19 protein-coding genes and 1 other RNA gene are annotated in these 15,014 nt (G+C 63.0%); 7 read left to right on the top strand and 13 right to left on the bottom strand.

Annotated elements, in window-relative coordinates:
* The first annotated feature begins 265 nt into the window (after positions 1 to 265).
* Together Q0O40_RS11925 and Q0O40_RS11920 are read left to right on the top strand one after the other, a co-directional pair.
* Positions 266 to 1,750: a VCBS repeat-containing protein gene (locus tag Q0O40_RS11925; RefSeq protein ID WP_295529995.1), complete on the top strand. Its 1,485-nt coding sequence runs from the start codon at positions 266 to 268 to the stop codon at positions 1,748 to 1,750.
* Positions 1,751 to 2,323 (top strand): VCBS repeat-containing protein, encoded by a 573-nt coding sequence (locus Q0O40_RS11920; protein WP_295529992.1) that lies wholly within the window; start codon positions 1,751 to 1,753, stop codon positions 2,321 to 2,323.
* Between the two features lie 331 nt (positions 2,324 to 2,654).
* Here Q0O40_RS11920 and Q0O40_RS11915 read toward each other — a convergent pair whose 3' ends face one another.
* Positions 2,655 to 3,080 (bottom strand): ester cyclase, encoded by a 426-nt coding sequence (locus Q0O40_RS11915; RefSeq protein WP_295529990.1) that lies wholly within the window; start codon positions 3,078 to 3,080, stop codon positions 2,655 to 2,657.
* Between the two features lie 235 nt (positions 3,081 to 3,315).
* On the opposite strand from Q0O40_RS11915, the gene Q0O40_RS11910 reads away from it, so the two are divergent.
* A complete protein-coding gene (locus Q0O40_RS11910) occupies positions 3,316 to 4,950 on the top strand; it encodes a hypothetical protein (protein WP_295529988.1) in 1,635 nt (544 codons plus the stop codon).
* Between the two features lie 30 nt (positions 4,951 to 4,980).
* On the opposite strand, the gene Q0O40_RS11905 is transcribed toward Q0O40_RS11910, so the two are convergent.
* A complete protein-coding gene (locus Q0O40_RS11905) occupies positions 4,981 to 5,331 on the bottom strand; it encodes a hypothetical protein (protein ID WP_295530000.1) in 351 nt (116 codons plus the stop codon).
* 153 nt (positions 5,332 to 5,484) lie between these two features.
* On the opposite strand from Q0O40_RS11905, the gene Q0O40_RS11900 reads away from it, so the two are divergent.
* Positions 5,485 to 6,597, top strand: a complete 1,113-nt coding sequence (locus Q0O40_RS11900) for an S-(hydroxymethyl)glutathione dehydrogenase/class III alcohol dehydrogenase (RefSeq protein ID WP_295529985.1) — start codon at positions 5,485 to 5,487, stop codon at positions 6,595 to 6,597.
* A 135-nt stretch (positions 6,598 to 6,732) separates the two neighbouring features.
* Here Q0O40_RS11900 and Q0O40_RS11895 read toward each other — a convergent pair whose 3' ends face one another.
* Genes Q0O40_RS11895 through Q0O40_RS11860 form a run of 8 tightly spaced genes read right to left on the bottom strand, consistent with a single transcriptional unit; the run spans position 6,733 to position 11,368 of the window.
* Entirely contained in the window at positions 6,733 to 7,152 is a 420-nt protein-coding gene (locus Q0O40_RS11895) for a hypothetical protein (protein ID WP_295529982.1), read from the bottom strand.
* Positions 7,153 to 7,168: 16 nt separating this feature from the next.
* The gene (locus Q0O40_RS11890) at positions 7,169 to 7,582 is read right to left on the bottom strand and encodes a type II toxin-antitoxin system VapC family toxin (protein ID WP_295529979.1); all 414 of its coding nucleotides are present in this window, start codon (positions 7,580 to 7,582) and stop codon (positions 7,169 to 7,171) included.
* Positions 7,583 to 7,846, bottom strand: coding sequence for an AbrB/MazE/SpoVT family DNA-binding domain-containing protein (locus tag Q0O40_RS11885; RefSeq protein WP_295529975.1), 264 nt, complete (start codon positions 7,844 to 7,846; stop codon positions 7,583 to 7,585).
* Between the two features lie 51 nt (positions 7,847 to 7,897).
* Positions 7,898 to 8,680, bottom strand: a complete 783-nt coding sequence (locus Q0O40_RS11880) for an SDR family oxidoreductase (protein WP_295529972.1) — start codon at positions 8,678 to 8,680, stop codon at positions 7,898 to 7,900.
* Positions 8,681 to 8,701: 21 nt separating this feature from the next.
* A complete protein-coding gene (locus tag Q0O40_RS11875; RefSeq protein WP_295529969.1) occupies positions 8,702 to 9,250 on the bottom strand; it encodes an NUDIX hydrolase in 549 nt (182 codons plus the stop codon).
* On the bottom strand, positions 9,247 to 9,915 hold the full coding sequence (locus Q0O40_RS11870; RefSeq protein WP_295529967.1) for a hypothetical protein: 669 nt from the start codon (positions 9,913 to 9,915) through the stop codon (positions 9,247 to 9,249). Before Q0O40_RS11870 ends, Q0O40_RS11875 begins: the two co-directional genes overlap by 4 nt.
* A 2-nt stretch (positions 9,916 to 9,917) precedes the next feature.
* Entirely contained in the window at positions 9,918 to 10,694 is a 777-nt protein-coding gene (locus tag Q0O40_RS11865; protein WP_295529964.1) for a TPM domain-containing protein, read from the bottom strand.
* A 23-nt stretch (positions 10,695 to 10,717) separates the two neighbouring features.
* Positions 10,718 to 11,368: a LemA family protein gene (locus tag Q0O40_RS11860; RefSeq protein ID WP_295529961.1), complete on the bottom strand. Its 651-nt coding sequence runs from the start codon at positions 11,366 to 11,368 to the stop codon at positions 10,718 to 10,720.
* Positions 11,369 to 11,594: 226 nt separating this feature from the next.
* On the opposite strand from Q0O40_RS11860, the gene mscL reads away from it, so the two are divergent.
* Both mscL and ssrA read left to right on the top strand, forming a co-directional pair.
* Positions 11,595 to 12,029: a large conductance mechanosensitive channel protein MscL gene (gene mscL / locus Q0O40_RS11855; RefSeq protein ID WP_295529997.1), complete on the top strand. Its 435-nt coding sequence runs from the start codon at positions 11,595 to 11,597 to the stop codon at positions 12,027 to 12,029.
* A 129-nt stretch (positions 12,030 to 12,158) separates the two neighbouring features.
* Positions 12,159 to 12,560: a transfer-messenger RNA gene (ssrA, locus tag Q0O40_RS11850) on the top strand.
* 4 nt (positions 12,561 to 12,564) lie between these two features.
* Here the strand turns inward: ssrA and Q0O40_RS11845 are convergent.
* Positions 12,565 to 12,948 (bottom strand): EthD domain-containing protein, encoded by a 384-nt coding sequence (locus tag Q0O40_RS11845; RefSeq protein ID WP_295529958.1) that lies wholly within the window; start codon positions 12,946 to 12,948, stop codon positions 12,565 to 12,567.
* The gene (locus Q0O40_RS11840) at positions 12,945 to 13,754 is read right to left on the bottom strand and encodes a TIM barrel protein (RefSeq protein WP_295529955.1); all 810 of its coding nucleotides are present in this window, start codon (positions 13,752 to 13,754) and stop codon (positions 12,945 to 12,947) included. The genes Q0O40_RS11845 and Q0O40_RS11840 overlap by 4 nt, the downstream gene beginning before the upstream one ends.
* A 138-nt stretch (positions 13,755 to 13,892) precedes the next feature.
* On the opposite strand from Q0O40_RS11840, the gene Q0O40_RS11835 reads away from it, so the two are divergent.
* Positions 13,893 to 14,654: an SDR family oxidoreductase gene (locus Q0O40_RS11835; RefSeq protein WP_295529952.1), complete on the top strand. Its 762-nt coding sequence runs from the start codon at positions 13,893 to 13,895 to the stop codon at positions 14,652 to 14,654.
* An 85-nt stretch (positions 14,655 to 14,739) separates the two neighbouring features.
* Here the strand turns inward: Q0O40_RS11835 and Q0O40_RS11830 are convergent.
* The coding region (locus Q0O40_RS11830) for an SDR family oxidoreductase (protein WP_295529949.1) at positions 14,740 to 15,014 on the bottom strand (275 nt) is incomplete at its 5' end.

Genomic DNA, 15,014 nt, shown 5'->3' with positions numbered 1-15,014 from the left:
GTGTTCGCCGGGGTGGGCGTGCCGCTGGCCCGTGGCATCTGGATCGAGGCCGGATACATGAACCAATACGTCGCACGCTTTCGACGCGCCGACCGGATGAACCACAACATCAGCCTGACGCTGTCGCTGATCAGGTGATGGGATGCCGCATGGAAAGGGCAGCGTGGTCCGCAGCAACACTTTGCCTTGACGGGCTTCGGCGATATCGGCGTTGCCGAATGCAACCCTGAAACTTTTTACCCGCGTGATGTAAGAGGGGTAAGCCATGCTTAAAGTCGGCAAAGTAGGCACAGAGTTTCGCGTAAACACCCAGGTTGCGAACGGATCGACCGGCGCGAGCTATCCGGCCATAACCCGCCTTGCGAACGGCGGCTTTGTTGCAACTTGGATGGATTACAGTGGTACGCTCGGCGACAGCGATGGCAGCAGCGTCAAGGCGCAGGTTTTCGGCGTTGGTGGCATCCAGCTTGGCGGCGAGTTTCTAGTCAACACCACAACAGCCAGCTTTCAGGGCCTGCCGTCGATCACTGATCTTGTTGGCGGCGAGTTCGTGGTCACGTGGACCGATTCTTCCGGCATGCTGGGCGACAGCAGCGAGAGCGGCATCAAGGCGCAACTGTTTGGCGCAAACGGCAGCAAGTTGGGGTCTGAATTTTTAGTCAACACCCAAACGGCGGGCGTTCAAAACGGGTCTGCGGTTGCCAGGCTTGCGAATGGCGGCTTCGTGGTCACTTGGGAGGACGATGACTATGGCGGCAAGGTCTTCGACCCCAATGGCAAAAGCATCAGGGCGCAGGTGTATACGGCCGCGGGGGTCAAAGTGGGACCTGAACTGCTGGTCAACACGCAGACTATAGATTTCCAGCAGAACCCGACGGTTACTGGCCTTGTCAAAGGCGGCTTTGTGGTCGCATGGGTCGACGGCAGCCGTACGCTCGGCGATAGCGACGGTTCTAGCATCAAGGCACAACTGTTCACCTCAGGCGGCGTCAAGGTGGGCACCGAGTTTCTGGTGAATACCGAAGTTGCGGGCGGTCAAGGCGATCCAGAGATCGCCAGCCTTACCAATGGCGGCTTCGTGGTGACGTGGTACGACAGCAGCGGCACGCTGGGTGATGGCGAGGTTTCAAGCATCAAAGCACAGGTGTTCACGGCAGAAGGAACGAAAGCCGGACCCGAGTTTCTGGTCAATACGCAGACCGCAAACGGACAGTATTCACCGACAATCAATGGTCTCACAAGCGGCGGGTTTGTTATTACATGGCGCGATCTGAGCGGCACGCTCGGCGACAGCGACGTTACCAGCATCAAGGCGCAAGTGTTTTCGGAAAATGGCGCTAAGGTCAGTTCCGAGTTTCTCGTCAACACGTTCACGGCGCAAGCTCAATTCAATTCAACGGTCACTGGCCTTTCGAACGGTGACTTTGTGGTAACGTGGAATGACTATAGCGGTTCGCTGGCGGGCGGCACTCCCGGCACCAAGGCACAGATCTTCACATTAGCCGATCAGCCGGGCTCGCCAGTGATCACGAGCGTGCGCAACGATTTCAATGGCGATGGCCGCAGCGACATCCTGTGGCGCAATACCAATGGCCAGCTCAGCAACTGGCTGGGCGGGACGAATGGGGCGCTGACGGACAACGGCGGGGTGGTCAAACAGCTGGTGCCGGTCTCGTGGAAGATTCAAGGCACCGCCGATTTCAATGGCGATGGGCGCAGCGACATCCTGTGGCGCAATGTGAACGGCTAATTGAGCAACTGGCTGGGCACGGCCAATGGTGGGCTTCAGGACAACGGCAATATCGTCAATCAATATGTCCCGCTTGACTGGAAGATCGCGGGGACGGGCGATTTCAACGGCGATGGACGCAGCGATATCCTGTGGCGTAATGACAATGGCCGGCTTAGTCAGTGGCTCGGGACCGCCAATGGCGGGCTTTCGGACAACTTTGCCAACGTCAATTCGTTCGTGCCGACGTCTTGGAAAGTTGCCGAGATCGCCGATTTCAACGGCGATGGCTTTGCCGATGTGCTGTGGCGCAACGACAATGGCCAGCTTAGCGAATGGCTGGGCAGTGCGAGTGGACGGCTGATCGACAATGGCTCGGTGGTGAACCAGATCGTGCCGCTGGTGTGGAAAATCGCCGGGACGGGCGACTTCAATGGCGACGGCCGCGCGAATATTGTCTGGCGCAGCGATAGTGGCCAATTGAGCGAATGGCTGGGGACCGCAAAAGGCGGGTTTGCCGACAATGGCGGGATTGTGAACCAGTTCGTGCCCACAGCCTGGAGCATCCATATCGAGGATTATCAGCTGGTTTGACGAAGGTGGGGTAAAGGCCCCGGTACTCCTGAATTACCCAACCACTTTGTTCAGCGCGCGCGCCCCGCCCCACCCTGTCGCACGCCTTTCCTACTTCCCGCAAATCTGCGAACGCGCTCTGCTGCTGACGGCGGCCTGCGCTCTTTGATCCTGTGAACACCCCGCCAGAAAGTCTGGCGCGTAAGCCTGACGGGCACGCGAGATTTTGGATTGCTCCACGTGTCACCTTGTCACTTTGGCGAATTAAATATCTGTTTTTAAATATTTTTCCCGCCAAACAATAAGTTGACACAGTGTCAACTCTGTCAACTTATTTGTAGGCTCCGCGCCGTCACTCTCCCCCGCGCGCCGCCTCGGCATTGGCCGCCAGCACCGCGTCCAGCGCCGTGGTATCGCTCAGCACCCAGATCTTGGCGATGCGGCCTCCGTCAAAGTGGAACAGGGCCGCGCCGTGCCACGCGGCCATCCGTCCCGTCGGCGCATATCCCCGAAAGGGTCCGGTGTGCTGGCCCGAAAACTTCATTTTGGCAAAAGCGCTGGCGTCTTCGGAGACGCAGTCGAGGATCTCGCAGTGATAGCCGGAAAGGGCCGCGCGCACGCTGCTCACGATCTGCCAGAACGCCTCGCGGCCCGCCACTTCCGGCCCGAGCGAGCCTTGAAAGGTGAAGGTGTCGGAGAGCAACTCGTCAAGCGCCGCGCGATCCCCCGCGTTCCACACCCGGCCATAGAATTCGCTGACGAGCTTGTGAATGGTCATGCTTCTCTCCCCGCCGCGAATGATCGCAGAATTTCGGAGGCAGGTCATCAGCTTGAATCGACGCGTGCTGCGCGCCGTCACCAAGGCTAACAGAGTGTTAAACGTTCTCGTTCATAGCACCTAGATGCGCATTGAACGGGGCAGGACTGGCGCTGCAAGCGCGGGTTTGCCCCAATTCCGGCCACAGGCAGCCGTGGAGAGAATCGTGAGTCTGGAAAGGGGGGCGGTGTTGGGAATGCTGCGCCTTCTGTGCTCGGCGTTGGCCGCTTTGTGCGCCCTGATCCTCTCCGCCAATCCTGCGCAGGCCCAGTTCCGCTCGCTGGCAAATCCTTCTTTCGAGTCCAACGATCCGCAAGGCCCCGGTGCCCCGAACTGGGAGATCATGGTGCCGATCGTGGTCGTGCCGGGCTGGAATTCGACCACGGGCGAGATCGAGCTGTGGGACACGAACTTCAACGGCGTCCCCGCCCATTCCGGCAATGTCCTGGCTGAAATGAACGCCAATCTGCCCGGCACATTGTTTCAGAACATCTGTCTGGTGAACGGCGAGCCGCTCGGCTGGACCTTTGCCCATCGCGCCCGGGCCGGCGGACAAGCGACGCAAACGGTGAACTTTCAGGTCGCGACCAGCAGCGGCACGTTGCTCCAATCGCTCGCCACGCAAAGCTCGACAACTGCCAATCAGGTGTGGAACGTCAATACTGGCACCACGACCTACACCGGCACATCGGGGCTGCAACGGGTGCAGTTCACCACGAACGACCCCGGATCGGTCGGCAATCTGCTCGATTCCATCCAGCTTTCGCTGCGTCCGTTCATCCAGATTTCGACTGGCAACACCACCGCGCTGGAATCGGTGCCCTCTGCGAGTCTGGCGACCCTGATCCTGACCGGCGCTTCGGCCAGCGCCATCAATGTGACGGTGACGATCACCGGCGGAACCGCCGTGCGCGGCACCGATTATACCACCCCCAGTGGCGGGGCGACGTTCACGGTGACGGTGCCGGCGGGCACCTACAACAATACGGCCGTGCCACTCGGCATCACCGTGATCGACGATACCGCCTTGGAAAGCAGCGAAACCATCGCATTCTCGCTATCGGCGGGTACCGGCTACACCATTGCAAATACCACCACTTGCGGCGGCGCGGTGCAGACCACCGGCACGCACACCATCACCGACAACGATGGGCGCGTGACCCTGCGCAAGCGGTGGGCCGATGCCACCGTGGGCGATGATGGCAATGTGATCCTGTCGCGCGGCGGGTCGGCGATTGCCACTTTTGCCTCGGAAGCCAACTCGGCGGGCGATCTTGACACGAATGCGGCAACTCCTGTTGTCTTGGGAGAAACGCTGACCCTCTCCGAAACCCTGCCGGGCACCAATGTGAGCCAGTACAACGCGGCTGTCGCCTGCACCGGCGCCGCAGACACCAATCTGGCAGACGGCCTGACCATCGGTCTCGCTGAAACCGCCATCGTCTGCACCTATACCAACACCCGGATCGCGCCGCTCCAGGTCAGCAAGACCTCCATCGTCTGGTCCGACGGGATCAACGCGTCGCAGCCCAAGGCCATTCCCGGCGCGATCCTGCGCTATTGCATCCTCGTGACCAATCCGGGCACGCTCGCCGCAACCGCCGTCACCGCCACCGACTTGCTGCCCGCGCCGCTCACCTCTCAGGCCGGAACATCGCGAACGGGAAGCGGATGCGGGACTGCTACGACCGTGGAAGACGATGACGCCATCGGAGCCGACGAGACCGACCCGTATGGCGTCTCCTTTTTGAGCGGAACGCTGACCGGCTCAGCCGCCAGCCTGCCCGCCGGTACGAGCTTTGCGATCAGGTTTGATGCGGCCGTGAACTGATCCGGCCGTGAACTGATCCAGCGGGCGCTGCTATCCGCCTGCTGGCGCGGCGCGCAGCCGATCGAGCCACGCCCGCGCCTGCTTGGGTTCGCCCACTGCCTGCGCGCGCACCGGGCCGCGCGAGGCGAGGAATTCTTGGTGCAAGCCGAACGGCTCCATCCCGAACTGCTCACGGATGGCGGCGATTTCCTCGGCGATTTCGGTGAGGCCCGCCACCGCAGTTTCGGCGCGCGCGCGGTCGTGGCGGTCCTGCCGGTGATCGAACAGGCCCCATGCGCCTGCCGCCGTCACTTGCAGCGCAGCGATGAGCGCCTCGCGGTAATCCGCTTCGAGGTCGGTGCGGCGGCGTTCCAGCCGTTCCAGTCGATCAGCGCGGGCCAAGGCATCCTCCTGTGTGAGCGGCGCGGGTGGGAGCGCATGCGGTGCGCTCATGGCCGCAACGCTATTGCGCATGGCGGCTTTATCGCAAAGCGCATTGATCCCGCGCCCGCCTTTCCTTATCCGGGCCGGGAACCATTCTGCGGAGAGCAACCCATGAAGACCCGAGCCGCTGTCGCCTTTGCGCCCAAGACCCCATTGGAAATCGTCGAGCTCGATCTCGAAGGCCCCAAGGCGGGCGAAGTCATGGTTGAAATCATGGCGACGGGCATTTGCCACACCGATGCCTACACGCTCGATGGTTTTGACAGCGAGGGCATTTTCCCCAGCGTGCTCGGCCATGAAGGCGCCGGGATCGTGCGTGAAGTGGGCGCGGGCGTGACTTCTGTGAAGCCCGGCGATCATGTGATCCCGCTCTACACGCCCGAATGCCGCCAGTGCAAATCGTGCCTCTCGGGCAAGACCAACTTGTGTACCGCGATCCGCGCCACGCAGGGCAAGGGCCTGATGCCCGATGGCACCAGCCGCTTTTCCTACAAGGGCCAGACCATCTTTCACTACATGGGCTGCAGCACGTTTTCGAACTTCACCGTCCTGCCCGAAATCGCGGTCGCCAAGATCCGCGAAGACGCGCCGTTCCAGTCGAGCTGCTACATCGGCTGCGGCGTCACCACGGGCGTTGGCGCAGTGGTCAATACCGCCAAGGTTCAGGTGGGCGACAATGTCGTGGTGTTCGGCCTCGGCGGGATCGGGCTTAACGTGATCCAGGGCGCGCGGCTGGCGGGCGCGGGCAAGATCGTCGGCGTGGACATCAACCCGGCGCGCGAGGAATGGGGCCGCAAGTTCGGCATGACCGATTTCTTGAACTCCAAGGGCATGAGCCGCGAGGAAACCGTCGCCGCGATCGTCGCGCTGACCGACGGCGGCGCGGACTATACCTTCGACGCCACCGGCAACACCGAAGTCATGCGCACCGCGCTCGAAGCCTGCCACCGCGGCTGGGGCACCTCGATCATCATCGGCGTGGCCGAAGCGGGCAAGGAAATCGCCACCCGCCCGTTCCAGCTGGTCACAGGCCGCAACTGGCGCGGCACCGCGTTTGGCGGGGCCAAGGGCCGTACCGATGTGCCCAAGATCGTCGATATGTACATGACCGGCAAGATCGAGATCGACCCGATGATCACGCATGTCATGGGCCTCGAAGACATTAACAAGGCGTTCGAACTGATGCACGCGGGCGAGAGCATCCGCTCGGTTGTGGTGTTCTGAGAGCTAGGTTTAGAGTTCAGGATTGGGGAGGGAGGGGGCGACGCTCCCTTCCTACTTTACTGATCGGGAATTCAGTTGTTTTCCGGCTCTCTGTATGACCAACTTTGGTGGCTAGAGGACGTTCGCTATGGCTTGTCAAACTCCTCCGCCCGACACCATGACCCAGCCGGCGAAGCTCAAAAGAGCGGTAAGCATCCACGGTGCGGTGGCATAAACAAGCCAGCGCGGACGGCCCCGGAGGAGAATGACTGCTGGCAAAGCTGCGCCCGCCAACAGAAAACCGATCGAGCCGTACCTGTACCAAAGCTCCTGCTCGAAGCTGGAGAAAGGTCCTCGGACGAAGCTGGCGGCGCATAGTCCCATGAGGGCGGTGTTAATCGCAACCAGCGTCCATCCGCAGCCGATGCCCTCGATAGGCTCTAGTCTGTGCGTCTCTTGTCGGTCCATTGGCGCAGAATGATGAATTCCGGCTATGTCCGCAAGTGGGCGAAAGTTGCCAATACTGTTCACATTGGTCGAGCACGACCAATCACTTGAAAATGCCACTTCAGCCACTGAAGCGGGTGTCGCCTTATGGGCGTAAAACCGCAACTCCAAGACTCTGCGCTGCCACAATCAGTTCTCTGTCACCGGTCGCCAGTGGCATGCCAAGGCGGATTGCCAGTTCGAGGTAAGTAGCGTCATAGGGCGTCAGGCCAAGCTCGCGGGAAAGCGCTCGCGTTGCGTGCCAAGCGTGGGTGTCGGTCTCCCGGTCGACGTTTATCGGCAGGCTTTGAAGCCGGTCCAGCAGGGCGTCAGCCAAAGCTTCGGTGCATCGGCCACGGCGCTCCGCAGTCCTTAGCAGACTTGCGATTTCGAGCTTCCACAGTGATGGGACAACGGCACCGTTGGCCGTAACGTCAGCAAACACTGCAAACGCCGCATCGGTGCGCTCGTCTTCGAACAGCCATGCGGCGGCCATCGAAGCATCGACGACGATGCTCAACTAGCGCCGCCCTTCGTCGATCAGTTCGCGGATCGACAGGCCGCCCAGCGTCATGACCTTGGACAGCTCAATGATCTCGGCCCTCGCTTGCTGTGCTTTCATCTGCGCTTGCGCCTTCGCGGCATCACGTCGAATCACAATTGTGCCGTCAACCGCTTCGATCTCCACTGCTTCGCCATCCACCAAGCCTGCCGCAGCAGCCACATCAATGGGCACGCGTACCGCGAGGCTCTTGCCCCATTTCCCGACGATGACTTGTGACATGGTAAAATCTCCAACTGGGATATCTTGGCATATCCCATATGAAGCATCAAGTCACATCGCCGAAATGCCGCCGTCCAGCTTGAGTTCTGCGCCGGTCATGAAGCGGCTTTCGTCGCTCGCCAGATAGAGCACGCCATTGGCGATGTCGTTCGGCTCGCCCACGCGGCCCAGCGGGATCTGGCGGGCGAGTTTGCCCATGACGACGTCTTTCTCCACGCCGGCGTTTGCGCTGATGCCGTCGAGGATGGGGGTGTCGACGAAGGTCGGGTGGACCGAGTTGCAGCGGATGTCCCAGCCCTTTTTGGCGCAGTAGAGCGCGACCGATTTGGTCAGCATCCACACCGCCGCCTTGCTGGCGTTATAGCCGGGCATGGTGTGCGAGGCGATGAGGCCCGCGATCGAGCTGATGTTGATGATCGAGCCGGGCTGGTTGTCGCGCATCAAGGGGATCGCCTTCTGGCAGCCGAGGAACACCGAATCGACGTTGATCGCAAAGCCGCGCTGCCAATCTTCGAGCGTGCAGGTTTCGATATCGCCGCGCACACCCACGCCGGCATTGTTCACCAGCACCGAGAGGCCGCCCATTTCGGCGGCGGCCAGCGCGATGGCCGCGTCCCAGTGATCGGGATTGGTCACATCGTGCGCCATGGCAAAGGCGGTGCCTGCGCCCAGTTCAGCGTTGATCGCGGCGGCCTGCTCAGCCACCTCATTGCCCTGAATATCGGTGAGCAGCACTTTTGCGCCCTCGCGCGCCAGCATCCATGCGTCCGCTGCGCCCAGCCCTTGCGCTGCGCCAGTGATCAGCGCCTTCTTGCCTGTTACTCTGCCCATCATACTCTCCGTTTCTTGTTCGTTTTAAAGGCCTGCGAGCAGCCCCGGCCCGAGCAGCATCAGCATCCGGGTGTCGATGCCATAGCCTTCGGCGCGGCGTGCGGCGATGAAATCCGCAATCTCGGCCAGTGGCACATGGCGAACGGTGATCCCTTCGCCTTCGGTGCCGCCGCCTTCCGAAACGCGGCTCAGATCGTGCGCGCGAAACAGCGTGAAAGCCTCGCTGACCATGCCGGGCGAGGAATAGAACTCGCCGATTTCTTCCATCCGCCCGGCGCGGTAGCCGGTTTCTTCCTCCAGCTCGCGCGCGGCGGCGACCACCGCCGCCTCGCCCTCGCCGCCATCGTCGTCGCCGATCAGCCCAGCGGGCAATTCGAGGCAGCGCTTGCCCAGCGGAATGCGGAACTGATCGACCAGAATGACCTGCCCCGCTTCGTCAATCGCGAGGATCACCGCCGCCTTGATATCGCGCGTGCGGGTGACATATTCCCAGCGGCCCCGGGTCTTGGCGGCGATGAAGCGGCCTTCCCACTGGATTTGCTCGGGCTGTTCGTATTCGGCTTCAAGGGTCATACTTCGATCAACCTGTCTGGCAGTTCATTGGTATCATCATCGGCGCGCGGGAAATGCTGCGCCAGCACTTGGCCGACCTGCTCTACCGCACTGACCATGCCATCCCCCGCCGCGCCGCTGCGAATGCCAGATAGCAGCGCCTGCATCGCATCGCCCCAGACTTCGGGGGCAACTTTGCTGGCGATGGCCTGGTCGGCGATGATTTCGGCGCGGCGCTCGGCCAGCGAAACATAAATGAGGATGCCGGTGTGCCCGGCGGTGCGGCTTTCCGCGCCGACGCGAAAGCAGGTAAGCGCGCGGGCATGAACCCGGGCGTGCTTGATCGGGGCGGGGGTGAGCAACAGCCGCAGCGGCCGCCACTCCATCATCAGCGCCATGGCTACGAAAGCGACCGCCGCGACACCCAGCGCAAAGCCCAAGACCGATTGCGGTTGCCACTGATGGCCCCACAGGCCCAGCATGCGTTCGATCAGGCCAAGCGCGAATGTGGGCGCGAACTCCATCGCGATGAGCGCGAGGAACAGTGCCGTGATAGCCCAGGCGAGCCCGACATCGCGGTAGGGATCGGATTGCGGGGTGATGATCGTCACGATCTCGCCCGCGCTCTGCGCCTCGGCGGCGGTCACGGCGGCGGCGATGCGTTCGCGGTCGGTCTCGGTCAGCATGGTCACCAGCTCCCTGACGATCCGCCGCCGCCGAAGCTGCCGCCGCCGCCGCTGAAACCGCCCCCGCCAAAGCTGCCTCCACCGCCGCCCCAATCCGATCCGCCTCCCCAGCCGCCGGTGGGGAAGATCATCACGCCGGGCATGCCGCCATGCCGCCGCCCGCCGCCGCCGCGCATCGAGCGGATGAAGGGCAGCACGAAGAAGAAAAAGATGATCAGCAGGAACACCACGATGCCAAAGTCGAACTCGGGGGCCTTGGGCTTCTTGGCGGCCTGCGCCACTTTGCGCGCCTCGTCCTCGGGCAATTGCAGCTGCGCGATCAGCTGGTCGCTGGCCGCCGCTATGCCGCCTGCATAATCGCCCGCCTTGAACCGGGGCACGATCTCGCGGCTGATGATCACGCTGGAAAGCGCATCGGTGATGATGCCTTCGAGGCCATAGCCTGCCTCGATCCGCACTTTGCGCTCGGTCGGCGCGACGATGAGCAGCAGGCCGTCGTTGCGCTGCTTGGCGCCGATGCCCCATGCGCGGCCGAGGCGGTAGCCATAGTCCTCGATCTCATAGCCATCGAGCGTGGGCAGCGTGACCACGACCATCTGCCGCTGCGATTGCGCCTCCAGCGCCGCCAGTTTGCCATCGAGCGCGGCGGTCTGATCCGGCGAGAGCAGGTGCGCATCGTCGACCACGCGCCCGGTCAGCTTGGGGAAGGTCTGCGCCAGCGACGGGTTGGCGCAGAACGCCAGCATCGCTGCGAGCAGAAGGAGGAGGAAGCGTTTCATCGGCGGGGCTTTCGCGGCCCCGCTCAGTTCGTCGCCGCTTTGCTGGCCGGGGCCGCAGGCGCAGCCGGGCTATCGAAGCTTACCGTGGGCGCGGTGTCTGCGCCCGGCGTGGTCGCGGCAAACGGCACCATCGGCTTGGAGCCATAGATCACGCTTGCAGCGATCAGCGCCGGGAAAGTGCGGATCGTGGTGTTATACTCGCGCACCGCCTCGTTGTAATCGCGCCGGGCCACGGTAATGCGGTTTTCGGTGCCTTCGAGCTGGCTTTGCAGGGCGAGGAAGTTCTGGTTCGATTTGAGATCGGGATAGGCTTCGACCGAGGCGAGCAGGCGGCCAAGGCCCTGGCTTAGCTGGCCCTGCGCCTGTTGAAACGCGGCGACTTTGGCCGGATCGGTCAGATCGCCCGCCGAAACCTGCACCGAAGTCGCCTTGGCGCGCGCTTCGGTCACTTTGACCAGCGTGTCCTGCTCCTGCTTGGCATAGCCTTTTACCGTGGCGACAAGGTTTGGCACCAGATCCAATCGGCGCTGATACTGGTTCTGCACATCGGCCCACTTGGCCTTGGCCTGCTCTTCGGCGGTGGGGATCGAATTGACCCCGCATCCGGCCAGGCTAGCAGCGGCAGCGGCGACAACAGCGAACTTCGCAAAGCGGGAGAAGAAGGAAGCGGCCATGGTTTTCACAAAGTCCCTCGTGCGGGCCGCGCGGGCGCACATGCGCGCCCGCCAGCGGCCATCAACGGGGATGAATGTAGCGACGCTGCGGCCCGGTGCAAGGACCGGCGGCGGATTGGACCCCGCGTTTCTTGGGCCTTGCCCATGCGATAGGGCGCTGGCATGCCCTCCACCGGGTTAACCATGACAGCGTGGTCATCGGTAGTTTTGGGGGTTTGAAATGGCTATGATGCAGGAATTCAAGGCATTTCTGGCGCGCGGCAATGTGCTGGATCTGGCGGTCGGCGTGATCATCGGCGCGGCGTTTGGCAAGATCGTGACCTCTTTGACCGAAGATCTGATCATGCCGGTGATCGGAATGGCGACCGGCGGCGTAAATTTTACTAATAAGTTTATCGTGCTGGGCACGGTGCCCGCGACCTATACTGGATCGCTGGACGACTATGCCGCGCTGAAGGCGGCGGGCGTTGCGATGCTGGGCTATGGTGCGTTTGTCACCGCCATCATTGCGTTCGTGCTGATGGCCTTCGTGATCTTCCTGATCGTGCGCCAAGCCAACAAGCTGATGCCGCCGCCTGCTGCTGCGCCCGCAGCGCCCGCAGGCCCGAGCGAAGTCGATCTGCTCGCCGAAATCCGCGACGAACTGCGCAAGCGCGGTTGACGGCAGCGCTGGGCGCAGTGCTGCGGCCCACTCCCAACCCCTCCCGCAAGCGGGAGGGGCCGAACTATCGAGCTCCCCTCCCGCTTGCGGGAGGGGCTGAGGGTGGGCATCAAGGGGTGGGCCGCACAGACCCCTTCCATTTTCGCAGCCAAGGCTTATATCAGTGGGGTCGGCTTCGGCTGAATATGGCGATAAAGTGTAGCGTACAATAGGCGCAGCGGACCCGGGGGCGGTACCCGGCGGCTCCACCATCACCACCGGTATTTTGGACCGGGCCCTGTTGTCGCAGGGGTGCTGATGGGGCCGAACTAGGATCGACGTGTGTTGAAAAGCGCTGTTTTTGCCCGGGCTGAGTAACCCGTATAAGGCTCAAAACCCACAAGTGCCAACGACAACGAAGCACTCGCTCTCGCAGCGTAATCTGACGGCCTCACGGCCTGATCTTACAAAGCACGAGCGCGGTTGAACCGACCGGGCAACAGAACGGAATTCAGCGGCCCGGGGGGGGCCGGGCAACAGAACCCCCCCACCTGTTTTACAGAGGCGCCTCGGTCAACTTGCCGCGCTCTAGCGGAAGCACCGAAGTCCGCGACTCAATTCGATAAGCCCTGATCCGCGAGCGGTCGAACAGCTTGGCTTCGTCTTCGGTGATGATCTTCTGCGATTCGGGATCGGACATCGCGGCAAAGCAGCCTTCGAAGGCAGCTTCGTCGGGGAAATCGATTTCGAGGATCACGTCGAAATCCTGATCCTGCTCGTCCGGGCTGCGCGGGAAGAGGTAGCGGCGCTCGTAGCGCGTGGCCCAGCCGCCCAGCACGCGCTTGCCGATCTCGCTGTGCTTGGTCTCGTAATAGGCCTGGAAATCCTCCTTGCTCATGCCTTCGCGGCGTTTGAGCAGGGCGAGCATCGTCGTGGTCATGTCATCGTCTCCAGCCATTTGCGAGTTGCGGCCCCCACTGCGGCGGCGCGCAGCGAAGGGTGGGGGAAGGCTTCACGCAGCGCCAGCGAGCGCAGCTCGATCGAGAGCGGGATGCCCGCTGGCAAGGCCTGATAGAGCGCGGCCAGCGGCAGCGCGCCTTCGCCGCATTGCTCGCGCAGGTCCACCGCGTCGCGGATCACGGCGGCCATGTCTGCCGGATCGGGCCGCTCGCCGGGCGCATCGCAAAACTGCGCATAGGGCAAGAGCGCCGGATCGACTTTGGCAATCTCGGCAATCGCGGAGCCCGAGCGATCGACATGGATCGGATCGATCAGCAGCGCCGCGAGCGGATGCTGGACCATGCGCTGCACTTCGAGCGCCTGCGTCAGGGTCTTGACCTCGGTGAAGATGCCGAACTCGAGCGACACCCGCATCCCGCACGGCTCGGCATGCTGGCACAGCGCGGCCAGATGCGCTGCGGTGCGCCCGTGGTCGGGATCGGAGGAGACGCACAGCACATTGCGCGCGCCAAGCTCCGCGCCGACGTCGATCACCTTGCGGTGCGCATTGAGCGCATCATCGCCTTTGAGCCAGATCACCTCGACATCGAGCAGCGGCAACCCCGCTTGTGCCAGCGCTGCGCGCGCGGCGCGGGTGGTTTCGGCAGTCCAAGTTACTGGATCGACCCACAGCCCGACCATGTCGAACCCGCCCGCGACGGCGGCCTCGATGGTTTCCACCGGGCCGAATTCGGGCACCACGCCGGAGGCCAGCGAGATCGGATTGATTGGTCGCGCCGCGCTCATCGCATTCTCTCCGGTTCTCTTTATCCAAGCATGGTAATGCACCCCGGCGGCGGCGTTTCCTGTTAAAATGGGGAGTAGCCGCCGCCGGGCCGGGCACCCAAGTTCCCAGCCAAACCAATATGGGCGATGGAGCAGGATATGGATCTCGGTCTCAAGGGCAAGAAAGTCATTCTCACCGGCGGCAGCCGGGGCATCGGCCGCGCGGCGGTCGAAATGTTTGCGGCAGAAGGCGCGGATGTCGCGTTCTGCTCGCGCAACCCCGAACAGGTCGCAGAAACCGCCGCCGCCATCGCGCCGCATGGCGGCAAGGTGTTCGCCGAGGCATTCGACATGGAGTCCGGTCACGACGCTTACCGCGCCTGGCTGACCAAGGCGGGCGAGGCACTCGGCGGCTGCGATATCTTCGTGCCGATGATCTCGACCTCGGGCGCAGGCGCGACCGGCGATTGGCACAAGACGCTGGATTACGACATTTTGGGCGCGGTCATCGGCGTCGAAGTGCTGGAGCCGCACCTCGCAGCCTCGGGCGAAGGTTCGATCGTGCTGATGTCCTCGACCGCCGGCCTTGAAACCTTCCTCGTGCCGCAGGGCTATAATGCGCTCAAGGGCGCGATGCTGGTCTATGCCGGGCAGCTGAGCCAGGCGCTCGGCCCCAAGGGCATCCGCGTCAATTGCATCTCGCCCGGCCCGATCAAGTTCCCCGGCGGCAACTGGGAAATGATCGAAAAGGCGATGCCGGGGCTCTATGGGGCGGTGAATGCCGATATGGCGATGGGCCGCTGGGGCGGCGCCGAGGAAGTGGCCAAAACGGTGGTGTTTCTCGCCAGCCCGGCTTCATCCTTCACCACCGGCACCAACGTGGTGATCGACGGCGGGTATACTAAGCGGGTGCAGTTCTAAGGGGGAAGCCCCCCGAGCGGGCCCACCCCCTCCCGCACGCGGGAGGGGGTGGGCCCGCATCGCAACCCTGCGGCGCGCCGCGCACCTATTGCCGCGTCATCGCGCCGCCATCGACGAGAAAGCCCTGACCGCTCATGAACCGCGCGTCGTCGGACGCGAGGAACGCGATCACATCGGCGATATCCTCCGCTTCGCCCAGTCGGCGCAGCGGGGCCTTGTTCTGCCAGTATGCCTTGAATTCGGGCATCGCGGTGAAGGCAGGCGCGGTCATCGGGGTGTCGATCGCGCCCGGTTGCAGGCAATTGGCAGTGACGCCGAAAGGCCCCAGTTCGCAAGCGACCGAGCGGGTCATGCCCAGCA

It is taken from the genome of Novosphingobium sp. Chol11 (assembly GCF_945870625.1).
In the GTDB taxonomy this organism is placed as follows: Bacteria; Pseudomonadota; Alphaproteobacteria; order Sphingomonadales; family Sphingomonadaceae; genus Novosphingobium.
This window is presented reverse-complemented; position numbering and strand designations above follow the sequence as displayed.

Excerpts from the sequence above, each read along its gene's own strand:
- Q0O40_RS11925 (WP_295529995.1), top strand. The coding sequence starts at position 266 with ATGCTTAAAGTCGGCAAAGTAGGCACAGAGTTTCGCGTAAACACCCAG.
- Q0O40_RS11915 (WP_295529990.1), bottom strand. The coding sequence starts at position 3,080 with ATGACCATTCACAAGCTCGTCAGCGAATTCTATGGCCGGGTGTGGAAC.
- Q0O40_RS11910 (WP_295529988.1), top strand. The coding sequence starts at position 3,316 with ATGCTGCGCCTTCTGTGCTCGGCGTTGGCCGCTTTGTGCGCCCTGATC.
- Q0O40_RS11900 (WP_295529985.1), top strand. The coding sequence starts at position 5,485 with ATGAAGACCCGAGCCGCTGTCGCCTTTGCGCCCAAGACCCCATTGGAA.
- Q0O40_RS11885 (WP_295529975.1), bottom strand. The coding sequence starts at position 7,846 with ATGTCACAAGTCATCGTCGGGAAATGGGGCAAGAGCCTCGCGGTACGC.
- Q0O40_RS11880 (WP_295529972.1), bottom strand. The coding sequence starts at position 8,680 with ATGATGGGCAGAGTAACAGGCAAGAAGGCGCTGATCACTGGCGCAGCG.
- Q0O40_RS11875 (WP_295529969.1), bottom strand. The coding sequence starts at position 9,250 with ATGACCCTTGAAGCCGAATACGAACAGCCCGAGCAAATCCAGTGGGAA.
- Q0O40_RS11870 (WP_295529967.1), bottom strand. The coding sequence starts at position 9,915 with ATGCTGACCGAGACCGACCGCGAACGCATCGCCGCCGCCGTGACCGCC.
- Q0O40_RS11865 (WP_295529964.1), bottom strand. The coding sequence starts at position 10,694 with ATGAAACGCTTCCTCCTCCTTCTGCTCGCAGCGATGCTGGCGTTCTGC.
- Q0O40_RS11860 (WP_295529961.1), bottom strand. The coding sequence starts at position 11,368 with ATGGCCGCTTCCTTCTTCTCCCGCTTTGCGAAGTTCGCTGTTGTCGCC.
- mscL (WP_295529997.1), top strand. The coding sequence starts at position 11,595 with ATGATGCAGGAATTCAAGGCATTTCTGGCGCGCGGCAATGTGCTGGAT.
- Q0O40_RS11845 (WP_295529958.1), bottom strand. The coding sequence starts at position 12,948 with ATGACCACGACGATGCTCGCCCTGCTCAAACGCCGCGAAGGCATGAGC.
- Q0O40_RS11840 (WP_295529955.1), bottom strand. The coding sequence starts at position 13,754 with ATGAGCGCGGCGCGACCAATCAATCCGATCTCGCTGGCCTCCGGCGTG.
- Q0O40_RS11835 (WP_295529952.1), top strand. The coding sequence starts at position 13,893 with ATGGATCTCGGTCTCAAGGGCAAGAAAGTCATTCTCACCGGCGGCAGC.